This is a genomic window from Latilactobacillus graminis DSM 20719 (genome assembly GCF_001436415.1).
In the GTDB taxonomy this organism is placed as follows: domain Bacteria; phylum Bacillota; class Bacilli; order Lactobacillales; family Lactobacillaceae; genus Latilactobacillus; species Latilactobacillus graminis.
In genome coordinates this window covers 1-201 of the sequence record NZ_AYZB01000039.1, presented here as the reverse complement: position 1 = coordinate 201, position 201 = coordinate 1, and the positions used below count along the sequence as shown (strand labels likewise).

Below are 201 nucleotides of genomic sequence, written 5' to 3'. Positions count from 1 at the left end.
TGTGTTGAATAAGAATGAATTTGACTTCGCATATAACCCAACAAACAATGACAAGATCCAAACAATCGTTGTTACAAGTTCACCAATCGTGAATAAGGATCAACGAGGAGTTGCAACGATGGCTAAGACTGGGGATACATTACAGTCTGCCGAAGCAACTGACACTAAGTATGGTAAGCAATATGAATTGAAATACAGCCA

1 protein-coding gene is annotated in these 201 nt (G+C 38.8%); it reads left to right on the top strand.

Translation table 11 applies throughout. From position 1 onward, the window contains the following. The coding region (locus FC90_RS09330) for a hypothetical protein (protein WP_162258686.1) at positions 1 to 201 on the top strand (201 nt) is incomplete at both ends.